The sequence below is a fragment of the Micromonospora sp. CNZ286 genome (assembly GCF_014207755.1).
Map to the genome: position 1 here is coordinate 5,214,218 of NZ_JACHIZ010000001.1, position 21,914 is coordinate 5,236,131.

Annotated in this window: 21 protein-coding genes; 5 read left to right on the top strand and 16 right to left on the bottom strand. The window is 73.3% G+C overall.

Annotated features, from left to right (window positions below):
* Positions 1 to 4 precede the first annotated feature (4 nt).
* The 4 genes from FHX31_RS22925 to FHX31_RS22940 form a co-directional block, all read right to left on the bottom strand.
* Positions 5 to 2,155, bottom strand: coding sequence for a YhgE/Pip family protein (locus tag FHX31_RS22925; RefSeq protein WP_184977169.1), 2,151 nt, complete (start codon positions 2,153 to 2,155; stop codon positions 5 to 7).
* A complete protein-coding gene (locus FHX31_RS22930; RefSeq protein WP_184977170.1) occupies positions 2,152 to 2,850 on the bottom strand; it encodes an ATP-binding cassette domain-containing protein in 699 nt (232 codons plus the stop codon). The genes FHX31_RS22925 and FHX31_RS22930 overlap by 4 nt, the downstream gene beginning before the upstream one ends.
* Before the next feature lie 93 nt (positions 2,851 to 2,943).
* Positions 2,944 to 3,783, bottom strand: a complete 840-nt coding sequence (locus FHX31_RS22935) for a GNAT family N-acetyltransferase (protein WP_030269880.1) — start codon at positions 3,781 to 3,783, stop codon at positions 2,944 to 2,946.
* 64 nt (positions 3,784 to 3,847) lie between these two features.
* On the bottom strand, positions 3,848 to 5,074 hold the full coding sequence (locus FHX31_RS22940) for an MFS transporter (protein ID WP_114919666.1): 1,227 nt from the start codon (positions 5,072 to 5,074) through the stop codon (positions 3,848 to 3,850).
* A 121-nt stretch (positions 5,075 to 5,195) separates the two neighbouring features.
* On the opposite strand from FHX31_RS22940, the gene FHX31_RS22945 reads away from it, so the two are divergent.
* On the top strand, positions 5,196 to 5,789 hold the full coding sequence (locus FHX31_RS22945) for a PadR family transcriptional regulator (protein ID WP_114919665.1): 594 nt from the start codon (positions 5,196 to 5,198) through the stop codon (positions 5,787 to 5,789).
* Between the two features lie 48 nt (positions 5,790 to 5,837).
* On the opposite strand, the gene FHX31_RS22950 is transcribed toward FHX31_RS22945, so the two are convergent.
* Positions 5,838 to 6,656, bottom strand: coding sequence for a class I SAM-dependent methyltransferase (locus FHX31_RS22950; RefSeq protein WP_184977171.1), 819 nt, complete (start codon positions 6,654 to 6,656; stop codon positions 5,838 to 5,840).
* 129 nt (positions 6,657 to 6,785) lie between these two features.
* Between FHX31_RS22950 and FHX31_RS22955 the strand changes: the two genes are divergently transcribed.
* The gene (locus FHX31_RS22955; RefSeq protein ID WP_114919663.1) at positions 6,786 to 7,460 is read left to right on the top strand and encodes a winged helix-turn-helix transcriptional regulator; all 675 of its coding nucleotides are present in this window, start codon (positions 6,786 to 6,788) and stop codon (positions 7,458 to 7,460) included.
* 59 nt (positions 7,461 to 7,519) lie between these two features.
* Here the strand turns inward: FHX31_RS22955 and ispG are convergent, their stop codons facing one another.
* From ispG to FHX31_RS22980, 5 genes are all read right to left on the bottom strand, one after another.
* Positions 7,520 to 8,695, bottom strand: coding sequence for a flavodoxin-dependent (E)-4-hydroxy-3-methylbut-2-enyl-diphosphate synthase (gene ispG, locus FHX31_RS22960; protein WP_013474403.1), 1,176 nt, complete (start codon positions 8,693 to 8,695; stop codon positions 7,520 to 7,522).
* 9 nt (positions 8,696 to 8,704) lie between these two features.
* Complete coding sequence (locus FHX31_RS22965) at positions 8,705 to 9,952, bottom strand: M50 family metallopeptidase (protein WP_013284622.1); 1,248 nt, start codon at positions 9,950 to 9,952, stop codon at positions 8,705 to 8,707.
* Positions 9,949 to 11,163 (bottom strand): 1-deoxy-D-xylulose-5-phosphate reductoisomerase, encoded by a 1,215-nt coding sequence (gene dxr, locus FHX31_RS22970; RefSeq protein ID WP_013474402.1) that lies wholly within the window; start codon positions 11,161 to 11,163, stop codon positions 9,949 to 9,951. Before dxr ends, FHX31_RS22965 begins: the two co-directional genes overlap by 4 nt.
* A 129-nt stretch (positions 11,164 to 11,292) precedes the next feature.
* A complete protein-coding gene (locus FHX31_RS22975; RefSeq protein WP_013474401.1) occupies positions 11,293 to 11,484 on the bottom strand; it encodes a hypothetical protein in 192 nt (63 codons plus the stop codon).
* A 188-nt stretch (positions 11,485 to 11,672) separates the two neighbouring features.
* Complete coding sequence (locus tag FHX31_RS22980) at positions 11,673 to 12,218, bottom strand: GNAT family N-acetyltransferase (protein WP_013474400.1); 546 nt, start codon at positions 12,216 to 12,218, stop codon at positions 11,673 to 11,675.
* Between the two features lie 51 nt (positions 12,219 to 12,269).
* On the opposite strand from FHX31_RS22980, the gene FHX31_RS22985 reads away from it, so the two are divergent.
* On the top strand, positions 12,270 to 13,112 hold the full coding sequence (locus FHX31_RS22985; protein WP_013474399.1) for a YhjD/YihY/BrkB family envelope integrity protein: 843 nt from the start codon (positions 12,270 to 12,272) through the stop codon (positions 13,110 to 13,112).
* A 10-nt stretch (positions 13,113 to 13,122) separates the two neighbouring features.
* On the opposite strand, the gene FHX31_RS22990 is transcribed toward FHX31_RS22985, so the two are convergent.
* Positions 13,123 to 14,292: an alkaline phosphatase PhoX gene (locus FHX31_RS22990; RefSeq protein ID WP_184977172.1), complete on the bottom strand. Its 1,170-nt coding sequence runs from the start codon at positions 14,290 to 14,292 to the stop codon at positions 13,123 to 13,125.
* A 105-nt stretch (positions 14,293 to 14,397) separates the two neighbouring features.
* Complete coding sequence (locus tag FHX31_RS22995; protein ID WP_184977173.1) at positions 14,398 to 14,817, bottom strand: 50S ribosomal protein L7/L12; 420 nt, start codon at positions 14,815 to 14,817, stop codon at positions 14,398 to 14,400.
* A gap of 124 nt (positions 14,818 to 14,941) precedes the next feature.
* On the opposite strand from FHX31_RS22995, the gene FHX31_RS23000 reads away from it, so the two are divergent.
* On the top strand, positions 14,942 to 16,537 hold the full coding sequence (locus tag FHX31_RS23000; RefSeq protein ID WP_184977847.1) for a phytoene desaturase family protein: 1,596 nt from the start codon (positions 14,942 to 14,944) through the stop codon (positions 16,535 to 16,537).
* Between the two features lie 68 nt (positions 16,538 to 16,605).
* Here FHX31_RS23000 and FHX31_RS23005 read toward each other — a convergent pair whose 3' ends face one another.
* Positions 16,606 to 17,244 (bottom strand): TMEM175 family protein, encoded by a 639-nt coding sequence (locus FHX31_RS23005; protein ID WP_049794868.1) that lies wholly within the window; start codon positions 17,242 to 17,244, stop codon positions 16,606 to 16,608.
* A gap of 108 nt (positions 17,245 to 17,352) precedes the next feature.
* A complete protein-coding gene (locus tag FHX31_RS23010; RefSeq protein ID WP_013284613.1) occupies positions 17,353 to 18,933 on the bottom strand; it encodes a Rieske 2Fe-2S domain-containing protein in 1,581 nt (526 codons plus the stop codon).
* 248 nt (positions 18,934 to 19,181) lie between these two features.
* On the opposite strand from FHX31_RS23010, the gene FHX31_RS23015 reads away from it, so the two are divergent.
* Entirely contained in the window at positions 19,182 to 19,406 is a 225-nt protein-coding gene (locus tag FHX31_RS23015; protein ID WP_013284612.1) for a hypothetical protein, read from the top strand.
* Between the two features lie 78 nt (positions 19,407 to 19,484).
* On the opposite strand, the gene FHX31_RS23020 is transcribed toward FHX31_RS23015, so the two are convergent.
* Both FHX31_RS23020 and rlmN read right to left on the bottom strand, forming a co-directional pair.
* Positions 19,485 to 20,714, bottom strand: a complete 1,230-nt coding sequence (locus FHX31_RS23020; protein ID WP_030269900.1) for a DivIVA domain-containing protein — start codon at positions 20,712 to 20,714, stop codon at positions 19,485 to 19,487.
* Between the two features lie 22 nt (positions 20,715 to 20,736).
* On the bottom strand, positions 20,737 to 21,882 hold the full coding sequence (gene rlmN / locus FHX31_RS23025; protein WP_013284610.1) for a dual-specificity RNA methyltransferase RlmN: 1,146 nt from the start codon (positions 21,880 to 21,882) through the stop codon (positions 20,737 to 20,739).
* Positions 21,883 to 21,914 lie beyond the last annotated feature (32 nt).

Sequence of the window (21,914 nt, forward strand, 5' to 3'; positions counted from 1 at the left end):
ATCCTCACATGGTCAGTTCGGGGTGCAGCTTCGACGGGGTCAGCCGGCGGGACCGGCGGGCCGCGCCGACGGTGAGCGCCATGGCGCCCAGCCCGAACGCGAGCAGCACCAGCGCGGCGGTGACCACCGGGGCGGTCGTACCGCCGTTGATGGTGTGCCGCAGGCCGTCCACCACGTACGTCATCGGCAGCCAGGGGTGGATCGCCTGGAAGAAGCCGGGCGAGGTCTGCACCGGGTAGGTGCCGCCGGACGAGGTGAGCTGGAGCATCAGCAGCGCCAGCGCGGCCAGCCGCCCGGCCGGGCCGAGCGCCACGCCGAGCAGTTGCATGATCGCGGTGAACGCCAGCGAGGTGAGGGCGAGCAGACCGAACGTGGCCGGTCCGTGCCGCGGGTCGAGCCCGAGCCCGAGCGTCACCACCGTGTAGAGCACAGTGACCTGGGCCAGGCCGATGCCCGCGGCCGGGAGCCACCCGGCGAGCACGACCCGCCAGCCGGGGGCGCCGGACATCACGTGCCGCCGGTTGACCGGCCGCAACAGCATGTACGTGATCATCGCGCCGACCCAGAGCGCCAGCGACAGGAAGTACGGGGCGAAGCCCACGCCGTACGAGCCGGCCGGGTTCTGCGAGTCGCGGATCAGGCCGACCGGGTCGCCGAGCACGCCGGCGCGGGTGGCCGCGTCGTCGTACCCGGGTAGTTTCCGCTCCCCGGCGGCGAGCCCGTCGGCGAGGTCGCCGGCGCCGCCCTCCAGCCGGGTCAGCCCGTCGACCAGGCGGTTGCTGCCGCTGCCGAGCTGGGCCAGGCCGCCGTCGAGCTGGCGGGCGCCGGTGGCGAGCCGGTAGAGGCCGCCGCGCAACTGGTCGGCGCCGGTCGACGCGTCGCCCAGCCCGTCGCGGAGCTTGGCGCTGCCCTGCGCCAGCGTGGTGAGCCCACCGGCCAGCTCGTTGACCTTCGCGCGGGCGGAGGCGACGTCGTCGGCGAGGTGCGGCGCGGCGGCGGCCACCTCGCGGGCGGTCTTCGCCACGTCGGTCATCTGCTTGCGCAACGTGGCCATGTCGGTCTTGTCCAGCGCGGCCACCACTGAGCGGGCCTGCGTGGCGGCCCGGTCGGCGGCCTTGCGGGCGGCGGCGAAGTCCGGGTCGTCGGCCAGTTCGGGGTGTTCCTTCGCGACCGCGTCGAGCCGGTCGCTGACCTCCTCGGCGGTCGCGACCACCTCGGCGGCCTTGCCGGGTAGCGCGTCCAGCCCGGCGGCGAGCTGCTGCGCGCCGTCGGCGACGAGCGTGGCCGCCTTCTCGATCTTGTCGGCGTTGCGGCGCAGCACCGGCTCGTACTTGTCGGCGGCGGCGTTCACGGTCGCGGCCGCGGCCTTGGTCTCGGTGGCGGCGCGCCCGGCGCCGTCGGCGAGCTGGGCGGCGCCGGTCCGCAGCTGGTCGAGGCCCTTGGCGAGCTTGTCCGCGCCCTGGACCGACTGGTTGAGTCCACCGGCGAGCTGACCGGCGCCGTCCTCGGCGTCACCGAGCCCGTCGGCGATCTTTCCCGCGCCCTGCTGGGAGCTGCCGAGCCCGTCGGCGATCTTCCCGGCGCCGTCGGCGGCGCGGCCGGTCTCGGCCTTGGCGTCGGTGAAGCCGATCAGCATCTTGTCGAAGTACGTGGCAGCGGTGCTCTGCGCGGCGGCCGCCCGGATCTCGCTGAACGCCGACCGGGCGAGCAGCCCGGAGAGGTAGTTGGTGGCGTCGTCGTTGACGACCTTCAGCTCGCCCTGCCGGGCCGGGCGGTCCGGTTCCGGGCCGGCGGCGAGGGTGGCGGAGAAGTCCTCCGGGATGGAGAAGACCAGGTGGTAGCGCCCGTCGCGCAGCCCCTTGGTGGCGTCGGCCTGGTCGGTCACGGTCCAGCCGAAGACCTTGCGGTCGAGCAGCTTCTCGGTGAGGTCGCGGCCGGCGTGCACCTCGCTGCCGTCGCCGGCGGTGGCCGGGCGGTCGGCGTTGACAAGCGCGACCGGGATCCGGTCCATCTTCCCGTAGGGATCCCAGAACGCGTACAGGTAGAGGGCGCCGTAGAGCAGCGGGACGATGGTGAGCACTGCCAGCGCGGCGCGCGGCAGCCGGCCCCGGGTCATCCGGCGCAGCTCGAACAGGGCCAGTCGCAGGACGCTCATGCGGACACCTCGGTGGGCACGGTCAGGGCGGGGACGGGCAGGACCGGGTCGCCGATGCGGTGCACGGTGACGGTCACCCCGGGTTCGACGGCGCGGGCGCTGGCGACCACCGCGTACCCCTGGTCGGCGAGGCGTTCCAGCGCGCCCCACATCCACTCCCGCTCGGGGCGGTCGGCGCCGGCGTCCACGTCGTCGGCGACGATCAGGCTGGGGCCACCGAGGCTGGCGAGCACGAGCCCGAGCACCTGCCGTTCGACCGGGGTGAGGTCGCGGCCGTACCGGTCGGGGTCCAGGGGCGCGTCGGTGAGTCCGGCGCCGGCGATGGCTGCGGCGTAGGCGTCGCGGCGGTAGGCCCGGCGGGCCCGGACCGCTGCCACCGGCACGAGGCGGCGACGGCGGCGGGGCACCGGGCCGAGCAGCAGCAGGCGTTCGGTGATGTGCTCGGCGACGGTGAGCGTCGGGTCGGGTTCGTGCACGCCGGCCACCTGGCCGAGCGCGGCCGGGCCGCGGCGGCGCAGTTCGCCGTGGTTGTGCGGGAAGCGTCCGGCCAGCGCGAGCAGCAGCGAGGTGCGTCCGCTGCCGGGCGGGCCGGTGACGGCGTGCAGCTCACCGCTCGCGGCGGTGAGGTCGACGTCCCGGTAGACCCAGCCCCGGCGGGTGCGCAGACCCAGGCCGACGGCCTCGACGATGTTCATCAGGACCCCGAATTCCGAACTGACTAGTCAGTATAAAAACATGCCCAGCATAGCGCCGGGTGTCCGGTTCGGGACGTCTGGCGGGAGTGATCCTCAGAACAGCACTGTGGCGAGCGTGCCGACCGGGCGGAAGCCGCAGCGCTCGTAGACCCGGCGGGCGGGCAGGTTGAAGTCGTTGACGTACAGGCTCACTGTGGGCGCGACCCGTTCCAGCGCGTCGCGGACCACTGCTGCCATCGCGGCGGCGGCGATGCCCCGGCCACGCCACTCGGGCGCCACCCAGACGCCCTGCACCTGCGCGGTCCGGCGGGTCACCACTGCCAGCTCCGCCTTGAAGACCACCCGCCCGTCGACGAAACGGGCGTAGGCGCGGCCGGCGCGCACCAGCTCGGTCACCCGCCGCCGGTAGCCGCGCCCGCCGTCCTCGGCCAGCGGCGACACCCCGACCTCCTCGGTGTACATCGCCACCGCCGCAGGGAACAGCAGGTCGACCTCGCTGCCGCGCACCCGCCGCACGTGCGGGTCGGGCGCCACGGCGGGCAGCGCGTCCGTCGCCAGCAGCGGCTGGTTCGGGCGTACGTCCCGAGCCGGCCCCCAGTGCGCGGAGAGGCGGTCCCAGAGCCCGAGCACCGCGTCGGCGCGGCCGACGATCGAGGAACAGAGCCGCTCCTCGGCGCTCAACTGGTCGGCGAACGCGGTCACCGCCGACTCGGACGCGAGCACCGGGGTCAGGTTGCCGCCCAGCCAGCAGATCGACTCCAGGTGCCGGCGGGAGCCGTACCCGAGGATCCGCGCCTCGGCCCGCCACCAGGCCAGCCCGCGCGCCGCCACCCGCTCGGCGACCTGCGCACCGGCGTACGGGTCGAGGTCGAGCAGCCGCTCGACCGCGCGGCGCTCCGACTCCCCCAGTTGGCGTACCGGCATGGTGAGCACGGCTACCAGCCTGCCAGATCCACCCCGGCGTGCGCGGGCCGACCGGGCACCTGCCGCACGGCGCTCAGCCGGCCGGCACCGGCACCGGTTCGGGTGCGGGCGGCCGGGTCCGGGCGGCCCATCGCACCACAGGCGGCACCATTGCGCCGAGCAGCAGGAACACCACGCCGAGCACCAGCCAGCCGGGCACGCCCCAGCCGATCGCGAGCGTGGTCACGACCACCGGGGCGACCATCGAGCCGAGTTGCATGCCCATCCCGTACGCGCCCTGGTACTGCCCGTGCGCGTGCGCCGGGGCCAGGCCGAAGGAGATGCCCCAGCCGGCCGCCGCGTGCCACAGCTCCCCCACGACGTGCACCAGCGCTCCGGCCAGCAGCAACGGCACCGCCACCGCCACCGGCACGCCGCCCCCTGCGGCGAACAGCGCGCAGGCGACAGCGAGCAGGACACCGGCCCGGCGGGCGGCCCGGCCCGCGCCGGTCAGGTCCTCGGTGCCCCGCGAGGCGCGGACCTGGAACAGGATCACCACCACGGTGTTGACGAGCAGGCAGACGGAGATCAGCCAGTTCGGCGCTGTGGTGTGCCCGGCGATCCACAGCGGCAGCGCGATGTTGATCAGCGAGAAGTGCATGGACATGAGCCCGTCCAGGACGGTGAAGGCGAGGAACGGGCGGTCCCGCAGCGCGATCAGCCGCGGCCCGTGCGCCGGGGCGGGCATCGGCGGCACCGGCGGGAGCCGCAGCAGCACCGCCGCCGCCAGCACGTACGTGGCGGCGTCGAGCAGGATCAGCGTGACGTACGCGCCGCGGGTGTCGGCGGCGAGCGCGAACCCGGCCAGCACCGTGCCCACCGAGATCCCGACGTTGGTGACAGCGCGCAGGTAGGCGCGGGTACGGACCCGCTGGTCGGGCGGGACGGCGCCGGCGATCAGCGCACCGCGGGCGCCCCGGGTGCCCGCGTCGGCGACCGCCATCAGCACGCCGACGACCAGGAAGCCGGTGAACGAACGCACGGAGACCAGCGCGGCCGTGCACCCGGCCGAGGCGAGCAACGCGGCCATCTGGAGCCCGCGCGGGCCGAGGCGGTCGGCGAGGTAGCCCATCGGCGTGCTCGCCACCAGGCTGACCAGCGCGGTGAGCGTGAGCGCCACACCGACCTGGGTCACCGAGAGCCCGACCGACCGGGTGAGGAACAGCGCGCTGGCGGTGAGCCAGGTGCCCCGCCCGACGGTGTTGACGAGCGTGGAGAGGGCGAGGGTCCGGGACGGGCCCGGTTCGGGAAGCAGGCGCACACCGGCACCCTAACAGTACGTACGTACGGTTTGCAGCCCGGCTTACGTGACGTCTTGTCGGCGATGCATTGCCGATATATCGTTGATGCATCAGTGATACGACGACAGAAGGAGAGCCCTGATGGGTTTCCATCGACGCATGCACGCCATGCACGACGAGATGCGCCGCCGTGGCGGCTTCGGCTTCCCGCCCGTACCCCCGGGTCCGCCGCCCTTCTCCCCCGGACCCCACGGCCACGGCCACGGGCGGGGCCGGGGCGGGCGCGGACGCGGCCGGCGGCCGAACGTGCGCGGGGCCGTGCTGGCCCTGCTCACCGAACGGCCGATGCACGGCTACGAGATGATCCAGGAGATCGACTCCCGCACCGGCGGGGCCTGGCGGCCCAGCCCCGGCTCGATCTACCCGACGCTGCAACTGCTGGAGGACGAGGGGCTCATCGCGACCGCCCCCGACTCCGAGGGCGGGCGCAAGCGGTTCGCGCTGACCGAGGCGGGCCAGGCCGAGGCGGCCGGCGCGGCGCAGGCCCCGCCCTGGGCGGAGTTCGCCGAGCAGACCGTCAACAGCTGGCACGACATCCGCGACGCCGGCGCGCAGGCCATGCAGGCGCTGCGGCAGGTGATGACCACCGGCACCGACGACCAGCGCGCCCGTGCCGCCCAGGTGCTCGACGAGACCCGGCGCAAGCTCTACGCCATCCTCGCCGAGTCCGAGTGAGCACCGCCGCCGGAACGGCACGCCGGCCGGACGACGACCGGCGTGCCGTCAGGCGCGGCGCGCGGTGACGAGCAGGTACTCCCAGCGCATCACGCCGCCGTCCAGGTGCCGGGCGGCCAGGTCGGTCAGCGCGCGGTCGAGCCCGGCCGTACGCTCCGGGTCGCCGGCGTTCGCCCGGTAGACCGCCACAGTGGGCCCGTAACGGGTCGCAAAGAAGTCCCGGAACTCCCCCGGCGTGGCGAACCGGTCCACCACCACGGCGTCACGCGCCGACGTGAGCGCGTCGACCCGGTCGCCGAACAACTCCCGGACGTGCTCCTCGTCGCCCCAGAGCGGGGGCGGTTGCGCGCCCGGCGGCGGTGGCGGCGCGTACGGCCGCATGGCCGCGAACAACTGGCCCACGAAGCCCTCCGGAGTCCAGTTGACCAGGCCGATCGTCCCGCCCGGCCGGCACACCCGCAGCACCTCGTCGGCGGCGGCCCGGTGCCGGGGCGCGAACATCACGCCCACACACGACAGCACCGCGTCGAACGCGCCGTCCGCGTACGGCAGCGCCTCCGCGTCCGCCTCCTCCCAGGTCAGCGTCAAGCCCTCCCGCTCGGCCTCCGCCCGCCCGATCGCCAGCAACTCCGGGGTCAGGTCGCCGGCCACCACCTCCGCACCGGCCCGGGCCGCCGGCAGAGCCGCGTTGCCGGTCCCGGCCGCCACGTCCAGCACCCGCATGCCCGGCGCCACCCCGGCGGCGCGGACCAGCGTCGCCCCCAGCTCCGGGATCACCTGCGCGGCCACGGCGGCGTAGTCCCCCATCGCCCACATCGCGCGGTGCCGGGCCTTCACCGCGGCGTCCTGTTCCCGTTCCTCGATCATCGGTCGCTCCTCACCTGTCGTCCCTGCACAGGACGCTAGGCAGCGGACGACCCGGCCCCCAGTACGAGATCTGTACCGCTCCCGACAGGGCGCTGGCCGGGGTGGCGGGCCGGGCGTAGCGTGCCCGCCATGGGGGCCTCCTACCACCAGTTCTGCCCCGTGGCGAAGGCCATGGAACTGCTCGACGAGCGGTGGACGCTGCTCGTGGTCCGGGAGCTGGTCAGCGGCTCGGAACGCTTCAACGAGCTGCGCCGGGGCCTGCCCCGGATGTCGCCCACGCTGCTGTCCCGCCGGCTGCACCAGCTCGTTCGCGCCGGGGTGGTGGAGCGGCGGGTCGACGGCGCCGACGTGCGCTACGTCCCGACCGCCGCCGGACGCGAACTGCGGCCCGTGGTGGAGGCGCTCGGCGCCTGGGGCGTGCGCTGGATCGGCGAGATGGGCGACGCCGACCTGGACCCGAAGCTGCTGCTGTGGGACATGCACCGGCACGTCGACCACGACGCTGTCCCGCCGGGGCGTACCGTCGTGCGGTTCCGCTTCCGGGACGTGCCCACGACGCAGCGCGACTGGTGGATGGTGATCGCCGCGGGCGAGGCCGACGTCTGCGACAGCGACCCCGGGCACGACGTGACGGTGACCGTCACGGCGGACCTGCGCGCCCTGGTCCAGGTCTGGATGGGCGACCTGGAGTGGGCCGCGGCGCTGCGCGGCGGCGCGGTGGAGGTGACCGGGCCGGAGGCGTTGCGGCGCGCCGCGCCCGGCTGGTTCACCCTCTCCCCCTTCGCCGCCGTCCCCCGGCCCTGAGACGACGCGTGCGGCCGCCCCCTGTCGGGGACGGCCGCACGGCGACGCGGGAATGCGGATCAGTGCACTGTGACTGTGGCGCCGCCCGGCACCAGGTCACGCAGCTCCTCGGGGATCTCGGCGCCCATCTCGTCGGCGATCCGCAGCGCCTCCTCGATCAGCGTCTCCACGATCTGCGCCTCGGGCACGGTCTTGACGACCTTGCCCTTGACGAAGATCTGGCCCTTGCCGTTGCCCGAGGCCACACCCAGGTCGGCCTCGCGGGCCTCGCCCGGACCGTTCACCACGCAGCCCATGACCGCGACGCGCAGCGGCACCGGCAGGCCCTCCAGCCCGGCGGTGACCTCCTCGGCCAGCTTGTAGACGTCGACCTGCGCCCGGCCGCAGGACGGGCAGGAGACGATCTCCAGGCCGCGCTCGCGCAGGCCCAGCGACTCCAGGATCGCGTTGCCGACCTTGATCTCCTCGACCGGCGGGGCGGACAGCGAGACCCGGATGGTGTCGCCGATCCCCTCGGCCAGCAGCGCGCCGAACGCCACCGCCGACTTGATCGTGCCCTGGAACGCCGGGCCGGCCTCGGTGACGCCGAGGTGCAGCGGGTAGTCGCACTTCTCGGCCAGCAGCCGGTAGGCGCGGATCATCACCACCGGATCGTTGTGCTTCACCGAGATCTTGATGTCCCGGAAGCCGTGCTCCTCGAACAGCGAGCACTCCCACAGCGCCGACTCCACCAGCGCCTCGGCGGTGGCCTTGCCGTACTTGGCCAGCAGGCGCTTGTCCAGCGAGCCCGCGTTGACGCCGATCCGGATCGGCACGCCCGCGTCGCCGGCGGCCCGCGCGATCTCCTTGACCTTGTCGTCGAACTGCCGGATGTTGCCCGGGTTCACCCGGACCGCGGCGCAGCCGGCGTCGATCGCCGCGAAGACGTACTTCGGCTGGAAGTGGATGTCGGCGATCACCGGGATCTGCGACTTCTTGGCGATCGCCGGCAGCGCCTCCACGTCGTCCTGTGACGGCACGGCGACCCGGACGATCTGGCAGCCGGACGCGGTCAGCTCGGCGATCTGCTGGAGCGTGGCGTTGACGTCGGCGGTGAGGGTGGTGGTCATGGACTGCACCGAGACCGGCGCGCCACCACCGACCGGCACCGAACCGACCATGATCTGGCGGCTGGCCCGGCGCGGGGCCAGCGGCGGCGGCGGTACGGGGGGCATACCGAGACTGACAGCGGTCACTTCAGGCACTCACCTTGAGAAGAGCGTGATGGGGTTGATGACATCAGCGGTGACTGTGAGCAGCGTGAACGCGCCGCCGATCAGGATCACCGCGTACGTGAACGGCATGAGTTTGAGGTAGTCGACGCGGCCCGGATCGGCGCGGCCGATGCGTGCGTAGAGCCAGGACCGCGCCCGTTCGAACCAGGCGATGGCGATGTGGCCGCCGTCCAGCGGGAGCAGCGGCAGCAGGTTGAACACGCCGATGAAGAAGTTCAGCGACACGAACAGCATGAAGAACACCAGCCAGGCGTTGTTCTCCACGGCCTCGCCGCCGAGCCGGCTGGCGCCGACCACGCTGATCGGGGTGTCCACGTCGCGCTCGCCGCCGGTGATCGCGTTCCACAAAGCGGGCACCTTCTGCGGGATGCGCTGCATGGCGTGCGCGGTCTGCACGGCCATGGTGCCGGTGAAGTCGGCGGTGGCGCCGAACGCGGCGACCGGGCCGTACTCGACCCGGGTCGGGGTGCTGGGCGAGAGCGCCACACCGAGCGCGGAGACCGCCGAGGCGGCGCCCTTCGGGTCGCCCAGCGGCGGACGCTGCACCGAGGCCAGGTCGACCCGCGCCTCGGCCGGCTTGCCGTCACGCACGTAGGCGACGGTGGCCGTGCCGGGCGGGGTGGCCCGGACCACGTCGAGCATGTCGCCCCAGGTCGAGACCGGCTTGCCGTTCACCGCGGTGATCCGGTCGCCGTCCTTGAGCTGGGCCTTCTCGGCCGGGCTGGCCGGGTCGCCGGACTCGCAGGCGCGGGCCGCGTTCTCCACCACCACGCACGGCGCGATGGCGATCACCGCCGGCTCGGCCCGGAAGCCGGCCTCGGTGCTGGGGAACTTCGGGTTCGGCAGCCCCACCGACACCGCGATGATCCAGAGCGCGATCAGGGCCAGGGCGAAGTGGGTGATCGAGCCCGCGGACATCACGATCGTCCGCTTCCACACCGGGTAGCGCCACATGGCGCGCTTCTCGTCCCCCGGCTCGACGTCGTCGTCCTGCGGTGTCATGCCGACGATCTTGCAGAAGCCGCCGAGCGGGATGCCCTTGATGCCGTACTCGGTCTCGCCCCGCTTGAACGACCAGAGCGTCGGGCCGAAGCCGACGAAGTAGCGGGTGACCTTCATCCCGAACGCCTTGGCGGTGAGCATGTGCCCCGCCTCGTGCAGGCTCACCGAGATGAGGATCGCCAGGGCGAACAGCACCACCCCGAGCAGATAGCTCATCGAGCTCCTTCCACCGACCCGACGATGATCTCCTGGGCGTGCGCCCGTGCCCACGACTCGGCGGCGAGCACGTCCTCGACGGTACCTGGTTCGTCGAAATCGGGAGCGTCCTCCAGCACCCGCTGGAGGGTGTCGACGATGCCGAGGAACGGCAGCCGGCCCGCGACGAACGCGGCCACGCACTCCTCGTTCGCCGCGTTGTAGATCGCCGGGCGGCAGCGCCCGGCCTCCCCCGCCGCCTTGGCCAGCGCGACAGCCGGGAACGCCGCGTCGTCGAGCGGGAAGAACTCCCACGTGTGGGCAGTGGTCCAGTCGACAGCCGCGGCGGCGCCGGGTACGCGGTCCGGCCAGCCGATGCCGAGCGCGATGGGCAGTCGCATGTCCGGCGGGCTGGCCTGGGCGAGCGTGGACCCATCGGTGAACTCGACCATCGAGTGGATCACCGACTGCGGGTGGACCATCACCTCGATGTCGGCGTACGGCACGTCGAACAACTCGTGCGCCTCGATCACCTCCAGCGCCTTGTTGACCATCGTGGCGGAGTTGATCGTGACGACCGGGCCCATGTTCCAGGTCGGGTGTGCCAGCGCCTGCTCCGGCGTGACGGCGGTCAGCTCGTCACGCCGCCGCCCCCGGAACGGGCCGCCGCTGGCGGTGACCACCAGCCGCCGCACCTCGCCCCGGGCGCCGCCGCGCAGGCACTGCGCCAGCGCCGAGTGTTCGGAGTCCACCGGAACGATCTGCCCCGGGTGCGTCACCGCGGCCTTGACCAGCGGGCCGCCGGCCACCAGGGACTCCTTGTTGGCGAGCGCGAGGGTACGACCGGCGTGCAGCGCGGCCAGCGTCGGCGGCAGGCCCAGCGAGCCGACCACGCCGTTGAGCACCACGTCGCACGGCCACTGCGCCAGCTCGGTCATCGCGTCCGGCCCGGCCACGATCTTGGGCAGCTTGAAGTCGCCGGTGGCCCAGCCACGCCGGCTCGCCTCGGCGTAGAACGCGAGCTGAAGATCCTGCGCGGCGGACGCGCGAGCCACACCGACCGCCTCCACGCCCAGCTCCAGCGCCTGCGCGGCGAGCAACTCCACGTTGCCGCCACCCGCGCCGAGGGCCACCACCCGGAAGCGGTCCGGGTTGCGCTTGACGATGTCGATGGCCTGGGTGCCGATCGAGCCGGTCGAGCCGAGCAGCACGAGATCTCGGGGAGTGGTCACCGGACCATTGTTCCCCAGCGCCTCACCCCGGTTCGTCCCGGAGTGCCGGGCGGCATGATCGACTCCACTTCGCCGAGGTGGCGGCATCAGGGTTGCCGCGATGCCGCCACTTCGGCGAACCGGTGTCGATCACGCCTGCGGCGCCTCCTCGTCGAGCAGGTCGGCCGGGTCGACGCTGAACTCGACCTTCGGGCCGTTGGTCTCCGGCAGGAGATCGAGAGCGAGCTGCGCGGTCCAGGGCTCGTCGTGCCAGCGGAGCACGTCGAACGACGGCTCGGCGGGCTGCGGTGCCGGCTCGGGCGCGAATGCGGCCTGGGCCATCGGGCTCACCCCCTCAGCGGGTGATCGTGCTACCCCTCACCTAGCGGCGCTGCCCCGATCCGCCCTGCTCGCACACGTTGTCCGTCCCCACCGCCACTCCCGTTGATCATGAGGTTGGCGGCGTCGGCGGTCCGATTTGTCGCCGCCAACCTCATGATCGCCGGGGCGGGAGCAGTTCCGGCGAACGGTCAGGCGGGGCGCTCCAGGACGAAGGTCTCCAGCTCGACGCCGCCGTACCAGTCGGTGCGCACACCCGCGTGCGTCATGCCGAGGCGCCGGGCCACCGCCATCGACGGGTCGTTCCCGGCCATCACCACCGCGTACACCCTCGGGGTGCCGGCGGCGAACTCGCGCTCCAGCACCGCGCGGGCCGCCTCGGTGGCGTAGCCGCGGCCCTGGGCGTCGGGGTGCAGGTGCCAGCCGACCTCGATGTCGTCGGTCAGAGTGACGCCGTCGCGTCCCGGTAGCGGTTTGAGCAGGATGCTCCCCGCCACCGGCCCGCCGTCGCGCGGCTCGATCGCCCACAAGCCCCAGCGGCCGCCGTACGGCGCCCAGCGTTCGTGCCACATCCGGACCCGCTCGCGCGCCTCGGACGGGTCGGTCATCCGCCCCTTGCCGCCGCCCAGCCAGCGCATCACCTCGTCCCGGGAGTAGATGTCGTAGATCCGGGCCAGGTCGTCCGGCGACTCGGTCCAGTCCCGGAGCACCAGCCGGTCGGTCGTGGCGATCGTCATGCCGCCGGATCGTAATGCGTGGCGCGGGGGCGTACGGGGAACGAGAGGGCGATGGGCGACGGGTGGGAGCGGACCAAGCGGATCACGGCGGCGGCGTTCCGGCCGGTCCGCGGTCGCGACCTGTCGCTGCACGCCGCCGCGATCACCTTCTACGGCGCGATCGCCGTGGTGCCGGTGGCGCTGCTGGCGATCTGGCTGACCGGGCTGCTCGCCGGGGCGGACCGGGTACGGCGGCTGACCGGGTACGCGATCGACACGCTGCCCACCGAGATCGGCGCGCACCGGGCGGCGGCCGCGCTCGTCGAGGCCGGTCTGGGGCTGACCCCGCTGCTGGCGCTGGCCTCGCTGCTGCCGGCTTCGCTCTACGGCGAAGGGCTGCGCCGCGCGTTCGTCTCGGTGGCCGAGCCGCGCGCCGAGTCCGGCGCGCTCGTCGGCTGGCGGGGCCGCCTGCTGCTGCTCCCGCTGCTGGCGCCGGCCCCGGCGCTGCTGCTGTCGATCCTGCTCGGGCTGCCGCTGACCACCCGGCTGGTACGCCAGGGCGGCTGGGTCGGCGCGCTCGGCGTGGTGCTGTCGTTCCTGGCGGTGTGGCTGGTGCTCACACCGGTGCTGATCTGGGTGTTCCGGGTGGTCGGCCCGGCTTCCCCGGACTGGCTCGCCACAGTGGCCCTGGGCTCGTTCACCGCGGCGAACCTGTCCGGCTTCCTGCACGGCTTCGTGCTGTTCTGCTCGCTGCCGCTGGACCTGGGTGTGCCGTTCGGCGGCTTCGACGAGATCGGCGGCGGCGTGGCGGTGCTGCTCTGGCTGTACCTGTTCCACGTGATCGTGTTGTCCGGCTACTCCGCGACGCTCGCGGCGAGCCGGTGGCGGGCCGCCCGGGTGGCGGCCCGCGCCTGACGGCTGCGGGTCAGCGCCGGAACGGGCCGCGCACCTCGTACGTGATGCCGCCGGTCCCGGCCCGGGCGCCGCTGGTGCCGCGCTGCGAGGAGAAGTAGAGGCGGCTGCCGTCCGGCGAGAACGCCGGCCCGGTCAGCTCCGACTCGGACTGCCCGAGCAGCCGCAGGAACGGGGTCACCACACCGGCCGGCGTGATCACGTTGATCTCCATGTTGCCGCCGTCCTCGGCCACGTAGAGGTCGCCTCCCGCGGTGCCGGTGATGTTGTCGACGCCGGTCAGCGGCGCGGCACCGGCCGGCACCAGCGAGTCGTCGTACGCGAGGTCGAGCCGCTGGTTCACCGCGTCGTACGCCCACACCCGGTTGTCGCCCTTGGTGGTGAACCAGCAGGTGTCGTCGGCGTACCAGCAGCCCTCGCCGCCGTCGAACGTCTGCGCCGCGCCCACCTGGTAGCGGGTGGGCACCGGGAACCCGTCGCGGTCCGGCAGGTCCCGCCAGGTCACCGGCCCGGTCACCTGGCCGTCCGGGGCGCAGAGCACCTGCACCCGGCCGGTGCGCAGGTCGCCCCAGGTGTCCGGGACGAACCGGTAGAAGCAGCCGTCCCCCTCGTCCTCGGTCAGGTAGACCACCCGCCGCACCGGGTCGCAGGCCGCCGCCTCGTGCTTGAAGCGGCCCATCCGGGTCCGCTCCTCGCCGGACCGGCCGCCCTCCGGCCAGGTCTCGAAGACCCGGCCCAGCGGCACCTCCTCGCAGGACAGCCACGTCCCCCACGGGGTCGGGCCACCGGCGCAGTTGACGTTCGTGCCGCCGAGGATCCGGTACGCGGCGGCGATCGCGCCGTCGGCGGCGAACCGCACCGCTGAGGCGCCGCCGACGAGCGGGACCTCCGAGTTGGAGACGTAGATCCAGCCGTCGCCGGACGGGAAGCAGGCGCCGCCGTCGGGCGCCGGGTGCCAGGTGTACGAGGTGCCGGCGACGCGCTGCCCGGAACGCGCGATCACCCGGCCGGTGAAGCCGGCCGGCAACTGGAGGCCGTTCGCGTCGGCGGCCAGGAGGTCGCCGTACGGGCCGGGGCCGGGCTGGGCGGGCTGGGCCGGGGCGGCAGCGGCGGCCCAGAGACCACCGGCGAGAGCGGCGGCGCCACCGGCGGCGGTGGCGCGCAGGACGGTACGACGATCCATCGGGGATTACCTCCCGGAGGCGGTGGGTGTCCCGTCGACGGTAGGACGGAAATGCATCGACAACTGCCACTATAGGGTGAACGCCCGGTGACTGCCGTCCGGCCGTCAGAGGCCCTCGACGTACCGCTTCGCGTCGGCGAGCGACATGTGCGTGTGCTCCCGCACCACCTTGATCGCCTGGATCTTCTTGCCCCGGTACAGCAGCCGCGCGGCCTCGGCCCGCACCGCCTCGTCGACGCCCTTTCCGGGCGCCGGAGGGCCGGGCGGCCAGGATCCGCCGGCCGCCAGCGCGTCCACCGCCCGCTTCGCGTCCAGCAGCGACAGCCCGGTCTGCTCGCGCAGCACCTTGACCGCCTCGACCGTACGCCCCGCGCTGGCCAGCCGGAGCACCTCGGCCTGCCCGTCGCCGGCCGGGCGATCAGGGGCGACCAGGTCCCGGGGACGGTCGCGCCGCAGCACGAGCAGGAGCAGGAGCACCACCACGACGAGCGCCACCGCGAGCGCGATCTGAACAGCCGGGGACATGCCCGGAACGGTAGCGCCCCGCCGCGAACCCTCCCGTCCGGGACGGGCCGCCGCTACGCTCCGCGGCATGAGCGAACGCACCGAGCGAAGCGAGGGCCGTGAGCGCATGCCCAGCCCGCACTCCATGAGCGACGCGAGTGAGCTGCCGTCCCGCGCCGACGTCGTGGTGGTCGGCGCCGGACACAACGGCCTGGTCTCGGCGATCCTGCTGGCCCGCGCCGGCCTGGACGTGCTGGTGCTGGAGGCGTCAGTGGTGATCGGCGGGGCGACCCGCACCGAGAACCCGTTCCCGAAGGTGCCGGGGCTGCGTCACTCCACCGGGTCGTACCTGCTCGGGCTGATGCCGCCGGAGCTGCTGGCCACGCTCGACGTGACCATCCCGGTGCTGCGCCGCGACCCGCACTACTTCCTGCCCACGCCGGGCGGGCTCGGCTCGCCGTACCTGCTGGCCGGCAGCGACGTGGCGGCGAGCCGGCGGCAGCTCGCGGAGATGTTCTCCCCCGCCGACGTCGCCGCCGACGACGCGCTGCACGCCGAGCTGGCCCAGCTGCGGGAGGACCTCGCCCCGGCGTGGCTGGCCGAGCCGCTGCCGGTCGAGGAGACCGCCGAACGCTACGTGCGGCCCGCGCTGCGGCAGGTCTTCGTCGACCTGGTACGCGGCTCTGTCGCCGACCACCTGGCCCGCTTCGACTTCCGCTCCGAGCTGCTGGTCAGCATGTACGCGGTCACCGACGGCCTGTCCGGGCTCAACGCCGGCCCGGACGATCCCGGAACGGGTCACAACTTCCTGGTGCACAACATGTGCCGGCTGCCGGGCGCGGACGGCACCTGGATGATCACCCGGGGCGGCATGGGCACGGTGTCCCGCACGTTCGCCGAGGCCGCCGTGCGCGCCGGGGCGCGGATCGTGGCCGACGCGCCGGTCACAGCGATCCGGCTGGCCGGAGGCGCCGCCGCCGGGGTGACGCTCGCCGACGGGCGGGAGGTGGACGCCTCCGTGGTGCTCGGCGCCTGTGACCCGTACCGGCTGATGGAGCTGCTGCCCGACGGCGCGCTCCCGGCGGAACTCGACGCGCGGATGGCGGCGGTCCGCCGCACCGGCACCACGCTCAAGCTCAACCTGGCGCTGACCGGGCTGCCGCGCTTCTCCTGCCTGCCGGACGACGCGCCGAGCCCGTTCGGGTCGACCATCCACCTGCTGCCCGGCTCGGCCTCACTCGTCGGCGACGGCGGCGAGTCGCCGATGGCGGCGCTGCGCGGCATGTGGGCGGACGTGCGGGCCGGGCGGCTGCCGGAGGAGCCGACGATCGAGTGGTACCTGCACACCACAGTCGACCCGTCGCTGTCCGACGACGCGGGGCACCACTCGTCGGCCCTGTTCGTGCAGTCGGTCCCCTACGAGCTGGCCGGCACCACCTGGGAGGCGGCGCTGCCCGGCTACGTGGAGCGGCTGATCGCGATCTGCGAGCGGTACGCCCCGGGCGCCGGTGACCTGGTCGCGGACGCGGTGCCGCTGCCGCCGCCCGGCATCGAGGCGCACTTCGGCATCACCGGCGGGCACATCCACCACGTCGACAACACGGTGTCGTTCACCGACCGGATGCCGTACGCGACGGGGGTGGACGGCGTGTACGCGGGCAGCGCGGGCTGCCATCCGGCGGGCAGCGTGATCGGCGCGGCCGGGCACAACGCGGCCCGCCGCATCCTCGCCGAGATGTAAGGAAGGGCCCCTTATTAACGCCTCCGGTAGAGGAAGGGCCCCTTCTTAACAACCGCCTCAACAACCGCTCACGGCGTCTCGGGCGCCTCCTGGCCGGCGGGCGGGAGGTCGCCCGGCCCGCGCACCAGGTAGACGCCGACCAGCAGCAGGTACGCCAGCAGGCTCAGCACCGGGTCGACGAACACGATCGCGAACGCGATGAGGTAGAGCAGCGGCCCGAGGCGGAACCGGCGGGCCACGGCCCGCGCCAGCCTCGGGTCCAAACCCGGTTGCAGCAGCCCGCGGCGGCGCGCCCACCACCAGCTCAGGTTGAAGAACAGCGCCTCACCGAGCACCACGCCCGCGTACAGCGCGGCGGTCAGCCGCTGGTCGCCGACGGTGCCGCGCAGGTTGTCCGCGAGCAGGTCCGCGGTGAACGGGATCGCCGCCACGAACATCAGCAGCAGCAGGTTCAGCACCAGCAGCATCTGGTCGACCCGGCGGACGTAACGCCACATGTTGTGGTGGGTCAGCCAGACCTGGCCGACGATGGCGAACGTGATCACGTACGCCAGGTAGGCGCGCCACTCGTGCAGCAGGGCGGCCGGCAGCCCGTCGTCCTGCGGCGTGTCCGGGTCGAACGACAGCAGCTCGACGGCCATCAGGGTGAGCACGATGGCGATCACCGCGTCGCTGAACGCCTCCACCCGGGAGGCGTCGCGCGCCATCTCGTTGCCGCGCCCGAACCGGTACGCCGGTTCCCTGTCCGCACCCGTCACGCCGCCCCCTCACGACAGATGGTCGCGTGCCGGGGACGGCGGACGGGGCGGAACTCGTCAGATGGCCGCTTCCCCGGCCGGCGCCGGGGTCTCCGCGTCGGCGCGGTGCGCGCGGATCTTGTGCCCGACGCTGGTCAGGCAGCGCCCGCTGGCCAGGTCGAACTTCCAGCCGTGCAGCTGGCAGGTGAGCTGGTCGCCGTCGACGATGCCGAACCGGCTCAAGTCCGCCTTCAGGTGCGGGCAGCGCCGCTGCACCACCCAGCCGTCGAGCGTGATGTCCTCGGCGTCGACCGCCCGCTCGTGCTCGTCGTACCAGCCCTCGGCGTACTGGAGGCGCTCCTCGGACAGGCACTTGAAGAAGGCGTAGACGAACTCGTTGTACTGGCCGATGCGGGCCGCGGAGAAACGGCAGGACAGGAAGAGGGAGTTGACCCAGTCCACCTCGCCGATGTGCAGCAGGTGCTCGATCAGCGCCCGCTCGGTACGGAACCGGTAGCGGACCTTCTCGTCCGCGTACGGCCGGACCTCCTTGCCCGGGAAGTCCACCACGATGGATTCGACGCTCTCGCCGTCGTAGCCGACCAGGTCGAAGCGGACCGGCCCGCCGACGCCCTTGGCCAGGTAGATCGACTCGTCGAGCAGTGGCTCGATCCGGCGCTTCATCTCGCCGAGCACGTCGACCTCGGGGTGCCGCCAGGACGCCTTCTCGGCCTCGATGACGCCGCGCTTGCGCTCCCGCATCTCCTCCAGGTGGGCGACCTTGTTCGCGAAGAACTCCTCCACCGGCACCGGGTGGGTGGTGGTCGCGCCCTCGGTGGTGATCTCCGAGACGCTGCCCGGCAGCAACACGATGCCGTTGGTGCCGCCGACCTTGGCGTACTCGGCGAGGAACACCGACTGGTCGGGGAAGATGTTGCCCTCGTCGCCGAAGATGTCGTTGAACTGCCACAGCTCGTCGTCGAGGAAGCACGGTGGGCCGGCGATCGGGAAGACGTGGTCGGCCTTCAGGTCGTCGATGTAGCGCCAGGTGCGGTCGAACTGCCGGTCCCGCTTCTGCTTGCCGAACGCGGTCTTCGCCGCCTGCGGCAGCTCGTAGACCATCGGGTACCAGATCGCGCCGGAGAACTGGAGCATGTGCGCGTGCACGTGGCCCAGCTCGGCGAACACGCTGAGGTCGGTCGGACGGGCGTCGTTCTGGTTGAGCAGCCGGACGCCGTCGTACTCGACCCAGAGCGACGAGTCGCCGATCGGGCCGTCGGTCGGGCTGGTCAGCGCCTGGATCATGATCTTCAGGCCGCCGGGCAGCTCCACGACCTGCTCGTTCGGGGCCTTGAGGAACTTGGTGAAGCCCAGCTCCCGGAACTCGTCCTCCATCTCCGAGGTGGGGAACTCGGGCAGCAGGACGGTGGCGTCCTTCGACACGAAGTCACGCAGGTGCTTCGCGTCGAAGTGGTCCCGGTGCAGGTGCGACACGTACAGGTAGTCGACCTGGCCGAGGGTCGCCCAGTCGAGCAGGGAGTTGTCCGGGAAGGGGAACCACGAGGCGAAGTAGGCGGGGTTGACCCACGGGTCGCACAGGATGCTGCCCGCGGCCGTGTCGATCCGCATGCTGGCATGCCCCGTACCGGTCACTCGCACCGCAGTCCTCCTCAAAAAGGCATCAAGGTGTACGTCAAGACGCTACCGGAGGCAGTGTGCTCGCCGTCCCGCGACGCCGGTAGTGGCCAACCGCCCCCACCGGTACGGGACCAACGACCCGGGCCGTGCCGCCCGCCCGCTGTCGCCCGCCCGGGTCATCCCCGGCACAGGAGGTCGGACCCTGCGCCGGGCCCGGTTCGGGCCGTGCCAGACTGATCGGAGATCCGATCGCGAGGGAAGGACCGACAGTGGCAGGAGACGAGCCGGTAACCGCGCCAGATCAGCACAAGCCCGGACACCGCAAGTCCGGACGGATCGGTGCGGTGCTGTCGGCGGTGGCTTTGGTACTGATGGCGCTCTGCGGGATCGAGGAGGGCCGGGTGGAGCACATCTGGCTGTTCGGGATCGCCGGACTGCTGATCGCCATCGTCATCGGCGACGCCGTGCTGCGCCGCAACGGCCTGCGGTCCTGACGCGCGGCGCCCACGGTAGTGCGCGAAGGGCCCGCCCCTCACCGGGGGGCGGGCCCTTCGTCGTCTCGGGAGGCGGGGTCAGCGGCCGAGCAGGATGTCCTGCACGTCCTTGAGCGCGGCGTCGACCTCGGCCTCGAAGTAGCCACCGGGCACCAGCCCGAAGCGCAGCGTGTCGAGTTCCTTGGGGTTCACCGGCATCGGGTTGCGCCCCTGCATGCCGCCGAGCAGCGTCTCGAAGAACCGGTCGACCTGGTCCGGGTCGTACCCGCTGCCGAACCGCCGGACCTGGAAGCTGCGCCGGATCTGGTCGACCCGGTGCAGGTCGCTGCCGGGCGGGCCGGCCATCGGCGGCCCCACCATCGGCGGACCGGCGACCGGCGGGCTCACGAGCGGCGGGCCGGTCATCGAGGGGCCCGGGCCGTAGCCCTGGTCCGGCGGCCCGTAACCCGGGTCCGGCGGGCCGTAGCCGGGCTCCGGTGCGCCGTAACCCTGCTGCGGCAGCGCCGGCGGGCCACCGGGGCCACGACCGCGCAGCTCACGCTCGGGCATGCGGATCTCGGCGGTCATGTCGGCACGGGCACGCCGGCCGGCCTCGAACCCGTCGAAGCGCTCCTCCTGGCCGTACCCACCGGGGCCGCTGTCCGGCGGACCGTAGCCGCCAGGGCCGCTGTCCGGCGGACCGTAGCCGCCCGGGCCGTTGTCCGGCGGGCCGTACCCACCGGGACCGCTGTCCGGGGGGCCGTAGCCACCAGGGCCGGGCGGCAGGCCGCGCGAGGGCGGGCCGCCGTGCCCCATCGGCGCGCCCGGGCCCATCGGGCCGGGGCCACCCGGGCCGCGGGGGCCGTCGTAGCCACCGCGCGGGCCGTCGTAGCCACCGGCGAACGCGCCGGTCGGCTCGTCGTAGCGGTTGCCGTAGCGGTCGGCGGGCGGGCCGGGCTGGGCGGGCATCTGCCGGGGCGGCATCGGCGGCTGCGGCACCGGCGACATGCCCCGGTCGTCGCGCATCGGCGGGCCGAGCCGGTCGGCCATCCGCGGGTCGCCACCGCGCCCGGCCGGTGCGCCACCGCGCTCCTCCAGCTCGGCGAGCTGGCGCTCGACCCGGTCGAGGTGCAGGTCGACCTGCCACTCGTCGTAGCCGTTGAACCGGACCCGGAAGACGACGTCGTGGACCTCCTGGGAGGCCACGGGCGCGCCGATCGGCTGGCCGTCGAGTGTCGCCTCGACCCGGTCCAGGAAGGCATCGACCTCGTCGACCTTGTAGCCCCGGCGGAGCGCCTTACGCCGGAAACGCTGACCCTGACTCGCCACTATGTCTCCTGGTCTCGTACCGCTACGCCGTTGCCGCGCGTGAGTCGCCGTCCGTGTCCCCGGCGGCGGCGAGCTGCCCACAGGCCCCGTCGATCTCGCGTCCCCGGGTGTCGCGCACCGTGGTCGACACCCCGGCGTCGCGCAACCGCCGGACGAACTCCCGCTCGACCGGCTTCGGGCTGGCGTCCCAGCGGCTGCCCGGAGTCGGGTTGAGCGGGATCAGGTTCACGTGGGCCAGCTTGCCGGCCAGTAGCCGCCCGAGCAGATCGGCTCTCCACGGCTGATCGTTCACGTCCTTGATCATCGCGTATTCGATGGACACGCGACGCCCCGTCGTGGCCGCGTAGTCCCACGCCGCGTCCAGCACCTCGGACACCTTCCAGCGCTGGTTGACCGGGACGAGTTCGTCGCGCAGCTCATCATCGGGGGCGTGCAGCGACAACGCAAGGGTCACCGAGAGGTCTTCGCTGGCCAGTCGGCGGATCGCCGGCACCAGACCGACGGTCGAGACGGTGATGTGCCGCTGCGACAGGCCCAGCCCCTCCGGCGCCGGGGCCACCAGCCGGCGGATCGCCGCCACCACCCGCGAGTAGTTCGCGAGCGGCTCGCCCATGCCCATGAACACCACGTGCGACAGCCGCGGCGGCGAACCGGCCACGACGCCGGACGCGGCCACCCCGGCCAGGTAGACCGCCTGGTCGACGATCTCGGCGGTGGACAGGTTGCGGGTCAGCCCGGCCTGGCCGGTGGCGCAGAACGGGCAGGCCATGCCGCAGCCGGCCTGGCTGGAGATGCAGACGGTCACCCGGTCCGGGTAGCCCATCAGCACGCTCTCCACCAGCGAGCCGTCGTGCAGCCGCCAGAGCGCCTTGCGGGTCGCGCCGTCGTCGCAGGCCAGCTCGCGGACCGGGGTCAGCAGCGTGGGCAGCAGCTCGCCCGCCAGCCGCTCCCGGGTCGCCGCCGGCAGGTCGGTCATCCGCTCCGGGTCGCGTACCAGGCGGCCGAAGTAGTGGTTGGAGACCTGCTTGGCGCGGAACGCGGGCTCACCCAGCTCGGCGACGAGCGCCTGCCGGCCCGGCAGGTCCAGGTCGGCGAGGTGGCGGGGAGGCATCGAGGGCCGGCGGCCGCGGGCGTCGGGGTCTACGGAGATCAGCGGAAGACTCGTCATGGCGCGTCCAGTCTGACACGCTCCCGCCCGGA

What these genes read in the sequence shown, in the direction of transcription:
- FHX31_RS22990 (WP_184977172.1), bottom strand. Translation starts at nt 14,292, where the DNA reads ATGGATCGTCGTACCGTCCTGCGCGCCACCGCCGCCGGTGGCGCCGCC.
- FHX31_RS22950 (WP_184977171.1), bottom strand. Translation starts at nt 6,656, where the DNA reads ATGATCGAGGAACGGGAACAGGACGCCGCGGTGAAGGCCCGGCACCGC.
- FHX31_RS22925 (WP_184977169.1), bottom strand. Translation starts at nt 2,155, where the DNA reads ATGAGCGTCCTGCGACTGGCCCTGTTCGAGCTGCGCCGGATGACCCGG.
- FHX31_RS22945 (WP_114919665.1), top strand. Translation starts at nt 5,196, where the DNA reads ATGGGTTTCCATCGACGCATGCACGCCATGCACGACGAGATGCGCCGC.
- FHX31_RS23000 (WP_184977847.1), top strand. Translation starts at nt 14,942, where the DNA reads ATGAGCGACGCGAGTGAGCTGCCGTCCCGCGCCGACGTCGTGGTGGTC.
- FHX31_RS22995 (WP_184977173.1), bottom strand. Translation starts at nt 14,817, where the DNA reads ATGTCCCCGGCTGTTCAGATCGCGCTCGCGGTGGCGCTCGTCGTGGTG.
- FHX31_RS22985 (WP_013474399.1), top strand. Translation starts at nt 12,270, where the DNA reads ATGGGCGACGGGTGGGAGCGGACCAAGCGGATCACGGCGGCGGCGTTC.
- FHX31_RS22955 (WP_114919663.1), top strand. Translation starts at nt 6,786, where the DNA reads ATGGGGGCCTCCTACCACCAGTTCTGCCCCGTGGCGAAGGCCATGGAA.
- FHX31_RS22965 (WP_013284622.1), bottom strand. Translation starts at nt 9,952, where the DNA reads ATGAGCTATCTGCTCGGGGTGGTGCTGTTCGCCCTGGCGATCCTCATC.
- FHX31_RS22975 (WP_013474401.1), bottom strand. Translation starts at nt 11,484, where the DNA reads ATGGCCCAGGCCGCATTCGCGCCCGAGCCGGCACCGCAGCCCGCCGAG.
- rlmN (WP_013284610.1), bottom strand. Translation starts at nt 21,882, where the DNA reads ATGACGAGTCTTCCGCTGATCTCCGTAGACCCCGACGCCCGCGGCCGC.
- FHX31_RS23005 (WP_049794868.1), bottom strand. Translation starts at nt 17,244, where the DNA reads ATGGCGCGCGACGCCTCCCGGGTGGAGGCGTTCAGCGACGCGGTGATC.
- FHX31_RS22930 (WP_184977170.1), bottom strand. Translation starts at nt 2,850, where the DNA reads ATGAACATCGTCGAGGCCGTCGGCCTGGGTCTGCGCACCCGCCGGGGC.
- FHX31_RS22980 (WP_013474400.1), bottom strand. Translation starts at nt 12,218, where the DNA reads ATGACGATCGCCACGACCGACCGGCTGGTGCTCCGGGACTGGACCGAG.